Raw genomic sequence first — 6,636 nt, forward strand, 5'->3', positions numbered from 1 at the left:
AGATCCGCAGTGGTTACGACCATGGCTTCAACCCCTTCGCCTCGCGGAGCATCGCTCGAGTGATCCGCACATCCGGCCCGAGCCGGAACAGTGCCCGGTAATGCACGTAGGCCCGATAGGCGCGCTCGCAGGTGAGATCCACCCGGCTGCCCCGATTCGGGCACGCACCTCTGCTCTTGCAACCGCTCTTGTAGCCCGAGGCCGTGCCGTGCGTGGCAGCCTCCAGGGAGTCGAGGATCTTGCTCATCACGCGGCCTCCGCATGTGCACGCAGCCGCTCAATGTGACGAGGGGTGATGCCGAGAACCGGTGCGATCGCACTGGTGTATATCCCCGCGTCGGACGCACGGTCGATGACGATCTGCCGCTCGAACAGGGTGAGACGCACGGGCTCGCCACGGAGCGCGAGTTCGATCGCGACCTCGTCGACAAGCACCGGCTCAGAACTCGCATCCGCCGGAGCGTCATCGAGATCCATGTCGTCCCACGCGAGCGCCGGCAACCACCCCTCCGCCTGCGCTCGCCGCATGGTGATGGTTTTGACGGCGCGCTGGATCGGGGTGTCGGTCGGGGGCTCTTTGTCCCAGAGCTCTTCGAAGAGGGCGGTGATTGCGCGGTTGGTGGAGCTGAAGACACGAGGGGAATTCAGGACGCGGTCGAGCTTGTGTCGGTCGAGGTCGCAGCGATCGGCGAGGTACTGGATCGCCCAGCCTTTCAGCCCGAGCGCCTGCAGGCGGCGGCGTGCTCCGCGTGAATCCACCCGGTGTCCGTCGGGAACCGTGGTCAGGTCGGGTGTGACGGAGAGCAGCTTCTCGGCGGTCGCCTGGTAGATGCGGAAGGGTGTGCTGCGCTTGCGCGGGATCCGTCGGTTCATGATGTTGCGGATGGTGCTCAGGTCGATGCCGGCGGCGGCCGCGATCGCGGCAGGCGTCATGCCGGCCATGACTAGGTCTCCGAGGTGGATCTGCACGGGACGGGCATCGATCAGCGTTCCCGTCGGGCGACCGTAGGCGACGAGCTTCTTGTACTCGTAGCAACGGATCCGGTTGGCGTCCTTGCAGTCGAAGCACGTGCACTTGTGGCTCCGGTAGCAGGTCGGCGTCTCACCGTGCTTGTGGTCGGCCGGGCAAGTGTTGGTCCGCATGACCCCTCCTACAAATGATCTTCCCGAATATAACTTGGTCTTCCCGAATATAACTATTGATGGAGGGCTTTGCAACACCCCCTCACCGATAAGGGGTGCCGTGAGGGCTTCGAAACCGACAAATCCGCGCGGATCCCGCGACACGCGGAGGGAATCGCCTCTGACTTCAGAGGCCTCTAAGTGGCCTCTTGGACGTGGCGTGGTGCCGTCGCCCCGAGCCAGATCCGTGCTCGTCGGACAGGTGTGAGGCCGTCGACAAGCGGTACTTTAGGTACGTATTCGATCGCCGGAAGGCCGCTGTGGGACTGGAAGTGCGACGTGCAGAAGGGGTTGAACGGCACAATGGTGAGATGCCCAGACTCGTCGCCGCGTCGTCAGACATGCCGCTGAATGCCGCGCGCGCACAACGGGCAATAGCGGCCACGACTCGCATCGAGGTGCTGCACTACCTCTTGAACCATCCGGACTCCACCGTCAACGAGATCGTGGTGGGTAGCGAGCTCGCCAAAGAGACGGTTAGGGCGGCTCTGGAAGATCTCGAGGAGACCTACGTGTCAGGGACGGTGGAGCGCGGCAAGCGCCGCGGCCGCCACGTCACCTTCTCCGTCGATCGCTCAACCCTCGCGCAAGACCTAGGCTCGCTCTCGGCCTATCTGCTGGGCTAACGCCGAGGGCGCGAGAGCTGCACTAGGCCGCGGGGCGGGGTAGACCAACTCGATCCCCCACTCGGGCGATCGTCTCAGCACCTTCCGTTCAACGGCTGCCGTGATCCGCGCCGAGAGACGGCGAATGGCTGCGAACCGCCACACGGAGGACGCCACCCACAGGCAGGTTTCGACGCAGAACCGCAACGCGATGTCCGCCAAGGTGATCATCGCCACCAGCATCGCGACGAGCATGATCGCGATGAGCGCGGTGATCGATTCGTGGTTCTCCTGCGCGCGCGTGAGCTGCGCGCGTTGGGAGATCTGACCAAGGGCAGTGACGGGCGTTATATACGAGGTTTCAGTTGGGCACGCGACCGGCATACCCATCAGCTTCCCTTCTCGACAGAGAACGATGAGACACCGTTCTTCGCCACAGGTCACCCCTCCGCCGTCCTCGTCATCAGCAAAGGGTTCATCTGGCGTCGAGCGGACCAGTTACCGTCTGCGCCCTCGGGGCACGACCACCCTGTGCGCCGCCAGGCCTACGTGGACTACCTCGAGGGGGAATCCCTGAAACTCACACTCGCTCGCGCCTCCGCATGGTTCCACAAAGCTGCCGGCCATCAGCCGCTCGAGGTATGAGAATCAACCGCCGAAGAGAGCGTGACCGGTGAACTCGGGAACCTGCGGCATTCTTGCGTGCTCCTCCGTGTGTCCACAGCTCGGGCACACCGACGCACCTGGGACATCTCGCATGACGACGGAACAACCCGGGCATCGAGGCTGTTGCCCCTCAGCTGAGCAGAGGCTCACTCTCCGCTCGACAAACGGGCGGCCGCAGACTCTTTGCGCTTTTCGCTGATGCCGAGGACCGTGTAGACCACTCCTGCGATGAACGTCAACGCGATCGTCACCGTCGAATGCCACGCGAAATCGGTCGTCAGTATCATGTAGGCGCTGATGAGCAAGAACGCGATCGCGCCGAACAGATACGAGGTCGAAGCCTTCATGTTCGCAGGCTAACTGGATACGTCGATCCTCGATACCGATCTCGGGACCGTGTTCCGGCATCTCGGTTGGTGGACACGCTGGGCGGCTGGCCGTCGACCGTCGACCTGCCTGGCGATGAGCGGAGGCCCGGCCAGAAGCGAAACGACCATACCGGCGAGTCCAGAGATCGCGAACGATAAGCCGTGGGAGTGACTCATCGTTCGCCCCCGGAGGTCGCAGCCTGTGATCCTGACCACGCTGATGATGTGGGCGCCGGTGAGAGGGAGAAGTGCAGAGACAGGTGCAAGGACGACTGCTGTCACGGCCGCGATGACGAAAGGAGCGGTGTAAGCTGTAGGAGCGGACCCGCCCAGTGAACACTGGCCAACGGGTCCAGCTTCTTTTTCCGGGCTCATACAGCGAGCGGGCCACCGTTCACGTCGACCCCGCTGAGAGACGGGTACCACGGCCACGCGAACCGCTTCTCCGGCAGTTGCAGAACGTGCTGGTAGCCGGCGTACGCGACGAGATCGGCGAACTGCACCAGGTGGCTGCTGTGCGAGTGCTGGAACGCGGGATCCTCGATGAGGGAACGGGTTGCGAGCTTGAGCTCTCGGTGTGCCGCGACATAGCTGCGGTCGGTGCCATCCCCATCCATGTAGAGAATGCCGAGCTCACCCGCAGCCGTGAGGCGCTGATCCAGCCGGGTGACGAGTTCACCGTAGACACGTGAACGCTCGTCAGCGAAGGCGCGCCCGCGCAGCGACGTCTGCGAATACACGGTCCCCACCGACAGCCAAGGTGCTGCCGCGAGCATCCGGAACGCGTCGTCGACGACGAGCGACCGTTTCGCCTTGTGGCGGTTCCACGAAGGATCGAGCGACGGATCGCCGCGGCCATTGACGAACTTGGTGGCATGCAGCTCGTAGATCACCGGGATCTGCTGCTCACGAGCGAGCCGATGCCGCCAGTCCAGCACTTCACGCAGCGCCACCTGCCAGTCGTCGATGCGCAGCTCCAGCCAGCTGAAGGTCGCGTAGCCGCTGCGCTCGGCACCGGAGTCGTCGACGTAAATGAGCCGCACGGGCTTCGATGGTGGTGGGTTCATGATGTCTCCTGGGATTCGGGTGTCGCGTCCAGCGCTCGCTGCGCCTCACGCTCGGCGCGGGCGCTCGCGGCCTTCTTGCGGCGGGCGGCGCGCGAGGTGTGCCCGTAGACGCCGGTGAGCGAGTAGTACATGTGCGTGGTGCTTCCTGTGGGTGAGAGGGGGGCGGGCCTGACATCCGGGCGGCGCTTGAGGAGGCGCTCCGCGAGAAGTTCAGTGATGCCCTTCTGCGCCGATTTGGCGCTGATCCCGTACCACTCGGGCATGTGTTCATAGGGGAGCCAGACCTCCTTGGTCTTCTTCGAGTTGGTCTCTTTCGCGATGACGAGCAGCATCACGAGGGCAGGGAGGGAGAGCTTGGCGAACAGGCCCTCGGTCCAGAATTCGTCGGGGAGGGAGAAGTAGGCGTTGTACCTGTCTCGGCGCCCTCCGGGGACGTCGTAGTCTGCAGCGCCGTCCTCGCGGCGAGGCCGTGGTCGACGCAACCGCCCTTCCTTCTTCGGCAGCTCCACTAGTCCGAGATCCGCGAGCTCGGCCCATGTGCGGGAGAGTGTCGACGGTGTCCAGGTGGGGCCGCTCTTGGAGGTGAGTGCGCGGATCCAGATCGATCCCTCGAGGGGGTTTCGGCGCTCCTCCAGCCAGGGCCAGCAGGTGAGCAGGAGCAGATAGAGCAGCAGCGCTCGGTGCTTCCGCCCGTGCAGCATCTTCGATACCGTCGATGCTCTCGGGGCGCCACGCTCGGGCAGCTGGACGAGGATGCTGCGGATCTGGGTGTACCTCCTTCGGGACAGTGTCGTCATGGCCTCCCTCGTTTGCTCGGGAGTGGCGGTGGTCGTTTCGGAACTCATGAGGAGATCGAACCACATTCGCCGTTCGCCACTCTGCGATCCGGCGAAGTTTCACTTGCGGTTTCGCACCACACAATGCGACTCACCGCTGCGATTCGCCGTTGCGACTCGATGCGACTCGATGCGACTCCCCATTCACGATTGCGTACAACCGGTGACCACTCGGGGGGCCAGTTGCCGTCCGTGAGCAAGTCGAGGAACTGATCGCTTCGTTGCCGTCTACGGCGTGTCGCGGCTAGGCCGGGATCAGTGCGGGGCCGGCGAGCATTGATCCAACGAGGAGAACGATGCCGGCGATCGCGAGGGACGGCCCGTGGGGGTGCTTGGCTTCTCGGCCGCGAACGCGACGGGCCATGATCCTGACCGCGCTGATGATGAAGGCGATGGGGAGCAGGTACAGCGTGAGGAGCCCGGCGTAGGGGGCGATGGTGAGAGCGAGTGCTCCGGCGAACTTGATGTCACCGAATCCGCCGCTTTTGGTGAGAGCGAGAAGGCCGTAGATGGACGTGAGGATTCCTGCTGTCACCGCGGCGATGACGGCAGGGGCGGTGTCATTCATCCAGGCGGAGATGCCGATCGCCTGGATGATCCCGAAGACGGCCAGTGCCCCGGTGAGTCGGTTGGGGAGGGTGTGGGTGCGTTCGTCGACGAGGGCGAGACGCGCGGAGAAGACCGCCGTGATTGCGACGACTACCCAGCCGTAGGTGGTGCCACCCAGGACAGGTGCTGCGGCGACGACGAGGAGGCCGAGGACGGCAGTGCTGAGGGAAATGAGCGTCCACGGGCCTGCGAAGGGCCGCCGGGGGGTGTGGGCAGATTCCAGCAGGTACATGGACGACTCGGTCATCGTGCTGCGAGCCCGGGGATCTTGTGATGGGCGTCGTCGAGCAGCTGCTGTGTGGCGTCGTCGATCTCTGCGTCGACGCCGACGACTTCGAACATGGCGTCGACGATGGTGTTGAACGCGTCGACGTCGCCGGCGGCCATGGCCGTCTCGATTTCCAGCCGCCACCCGGCCTCGTTGAGGCGGTCGGCGGACTGGGCGATGCGGGCGGCGAGGCGGGCATCGTCGAACTTGCCGGTGGCGAGGGCACGGTGGGTGAGCTCGTCGGCTGCATCGAGGATCGCGGCGCGCATGGTCTCCTCGATCGGTCCTCGCCACGCCCACCAGGCGCCGCGGCGCTTGAGACCGTCGAAGGGCTGGCCACGGACGAGGCGGATCGCGCGGATCAGGTTCTCGTTCGGGGTCGTGCTGAGGTCGGGACCGATGAGGTCGCAGAAGTCGTGCCAGTCGGTGCGGATCTGGTTGTGGATGGTGAAGCCGGCGCTGCTGCGGCCCTCGGGGAGGAGCGGCTGACCGAACGGGTCATGGCCGAGAATGCGGCGGAGCTGCTTCGCGAGCTGGCGGGCGTTGTTGTTGTCCTTGGAGAACGTGTCCGGCCAGAGCTTCTTCTGTACGAGCGCTCCGGGGACAGAGGGGGTGTTCTGCAGGAGGAGGAAGGCGAGGAACTCGACGCCGCGGCCGGGGATCGCGTCCATGTCGACGTTGAGCGCGTCGACGGGGCCGAGGAGGCGAATGTAGGGGGCGGGCCAGTCGGGGACTTCCACGCTCGGCACGTCGATGTCGGCGGGCTCCTCGTCGGGGCGCTCGTCGACGACGGCCACGGGGGCGTCTTCGGGGATCTCGACCGCCGCGGTGGTGACGGGCCCGGGGGCTGCGGGCACCGTGGCGGCCTCAGTCGCCTCGGCTGCGGGCGCCAGCTCATCCTCAGCCGTTGCGACGTCGACGAGCTCGGCCGTGGTCTCGGCAGGCTCTGCCTCGGCCGCGGCGTGGGCGTGTTCTTGCTCGAGGTCGACCGGCTGCGCTTCGCGGTCTTTTCGAATAGCTTTTGAGCAGCCGGTC

General features: G+C 65.2%; 8 protein-coding genes and 1 pseudogene. 2 read left to right on the forward strand and 7 right to left on the reverse strand.

Features of this window, described 5'->3' with window-relative positions; genetic code table 11:
* Window positions 1–13: 13 nt before the first annotated feature.
* Entirely contained in the window at window positions 14–247 is a 234-nt protein-coding gene (locus D514_RS37590; protein ID WP_017831587.1) for a hypothetical protein, read from the reverse strand.
* On the reverse strand, window positions 247–1,143 hold the full coding sequence (locus D514_RS37595) for a hypothetical protein (protein WP_017831588.1): 897 nt from the start codon (window positions 1,141–1,143) through the stop codon (window positions 247–249). Before D514_RS37595 ends, D514_RS37590 begins: the two co-directional genes overlap by 1 nt.
* A 350-nt stretch (window positions 1,144–1,493) precedes the next feature.
* On the opposite strand from D514_RS37595, the gene D514_RS37600 reads away from it, so the two are divergent.
* Together D514_RS37600 and D514_RS37605 are read left to right on the forward strand one after the other, a co-directional pair.
* Window positions 1,494–1,808, forward strand: coding sequence for a hypothetical protein (locus D514_RS37600; RefSeq protein ID WP_017831589.1), 315 nt, complete (start codon window positions 1,494–1,496; stop codon window positions 1,806–1,808).
* Window positions 1,809–1,932: 124 nt separating this feature from the next.
* On the forward strand, window positions 1,933–2,115 hold the full coding sequence (locus D514_RS37605; RefSeq protein ID WP_017831590.1) for a hypothetical protein: 183 nt from the start codon (window positions 1,933–1,935) through the stop codon (window positions 2,113–2,115).
* Window positions 2,116–2,599: 484 nt separating this feature from the next.
* On the opposite strand, the gene D514_RS37610 is transcribed toward D514_RS37605, so the two are convergent.
* The 5 genes and pseudogenes from D514_RS37610 to D514_RS39335 form a co-directional block, all read right to left on the reverse strand.
* Entirely contained in the window at window positions 2,600–2,800 is a 201-nt protein-coding gene (locus tag D514_RS37610) for a hypothetical protein (protein WP_017831591.1), read from the reverse strand.
* 392 nt (window positions 2,801–3,192) lie between these two features.
* Window positions 3,193–3,888: a DUF3800 domain-containing protein gene (locus D514_RS37615; RefSeq protein WP_144053131.1), complete on the reverse strand. Its 696-nt coding sequence runs from the start codon at window positions 3,886–3,888 to the stop codon at window positions 3,193–3,195.
* Window positions 3,885–4,685, reverse strand: coding sequence for a hypothetical protein (locus tag D514_RS37620; RefSeq protein WP_017831593.1), 801 nt, complete (start codon window positions 4,683–4,685; stop codon window positions 3,885–3,887). Before D514_RS37620 ends, D514_RS37615 begins: the two co-directional genes overlap by 4 nt.
* Window positions 4,686–4,968: 283 nt before the next feature.
* On the reverse strand, window positions 4,969–5,580 hold the full coding sequence (locus D514_RS37625; RefSeq protein ID WP_017831594.1) for an A24 family peptidase: 612 nt from the start codon (window positions 5,578–5,580) through the stop codon (window positions 4,969–4,971).
* Window positions 5,577–6,636, reverse strand: a pseudogene (locus tag D514_RS39335) (hypothetical protein); the annotation flags it as partial. The pseudogene D514_RS39335 and the gene D514_RS37625, both read right to left, overlap by 4 nt.

Source organism: Microbacterium sp. UCD-TDU (genome assembly GCF_000340625.1).
Classification (GTDB): Bacteria; Actinomycetota; Actinomycetes; order Actinomycetales; family Microbacteriaceae; genus Microbacterium; species Microbacterium maritypicum.